1 protein-coding gene and 1 pseudogene are annotated in these 1,095 nt (G+C 54.7%); one reads left to right on the top strand and one right to left on the bottom strand.

The features are described 5' to 3' along the window. Positions 1–197 (top strand): hypothetical protein (locus tag AB3X86_RS38170; RefSeq protein ID WP_368599889.1); only part of this gene is annotated, 197 nt, incomplete at its 5' end. Positions 198–977: 780 nt separating this feature from the next. Here AB3X86_RS38170 and AB3X86_RS38175 read toward each other — a convergent pair. After that, positions 978–1,095 (bottom strand): annotated as a pseudogene (locus AB3X86_RS38175) (IS5/IS1182 family transposase); the annotation flags it as partial.

A 1,095-nucleotide genomic window follows, 5' to 3' on the forward strand; every position in this document is an offset into this window, starting at 1 on the left:
TACGGCTACCGGGCCTCTGTGTTGGCTCTGACAAAATGGTGTCCACCACTTCGAAAATGATGGACATCACTTTGATGCCGATACTTGCGGCCGTCTACAACGGCCACCGCGAGCCGCTTACGGTTGAGGAGGGCGGTAGCGCACATCCCCGCGCAACCGTGCCAATGACGTTCTTCGTCGAATGCCAGGCTTGCTAAAGATTGGCTGGCACTTTGACGCTATGACAAAAGTGGCTCATGACAGGAGGCAACTCTAAGTAAAAATCCTTTTCCGTATCCTTCAAACCGCCCGGATAACAGTCAGAGACGAAATCTTTCAACGGCGTCAGCGCCGGTTGGCAATTTGGGCGGGACGTCCTCACTGAATTCGTTCCATCGCGTAGCCTATGCTGCCAGCAATTGATGACCATGTTGGCTACTTACCTGATGCAAGAAAGGTCTGACCTTGATCAAGGGTTGCCGTGCGTTCGTCCCGTACACTTGTGTTGCAGTGGGTCGAACCGTCTCGCTCGACCTACTGTGGGGACTTTAGACGACCCGTCAGAGTATAGACGACTCCGATGGGTCACTTTTTTTCTGTGTCCCGGCTGTCCTTGCCAGTCGCCCACCCGTTCGTTGGGCGGTCATTAGTTCCGAAATAGAACGCGCGGGGAACAATGACCCGATTCCCGACAGTAGTCAGGTAGCATATCCCCTAATATTCGTTCCAAGCAGCGATCCGGACCATCTCTTTGACGGCTACCATTAGGCGGATTCCTCGCGAACTGGTGCAACACCCTTCGTCGCTGCTTTCTGCATGGCAAAGATTGGCGGCTGCCGGCAAGGTGAAATGCCGCTAGCACTGGGAAGCGGACCGCTGAAGGGCCAGATTTGAGATCTCCCGTAGCCCAATCACCGTGGGCAACGAGGTGTGCGAGGCGGGTTCCTGGCCGATATGAGTCATCCAATGAATTAAGGCGTTGATGCGGTTAGAGCGTGTTAGGAACTTTGAAGTACTGGCACGGCGTGGACAAGCATGAGCATTGCGAAGACGACAAAATGAAGCCCGGCGAGAGTTTCGGGGAGCCGTTCATAGTCACGTGCGAGACGCCGGAAA

The organism is Paraburkholderia sp. BR14374 (assembly GCF_040948685.1).
Lineage (GTDB): Bacteria > Pseudomonadota > Gammaproteobacteria > Burkholderiales > Burkholderiaceae > Paraburkholderia > Paraburkholderia youngii.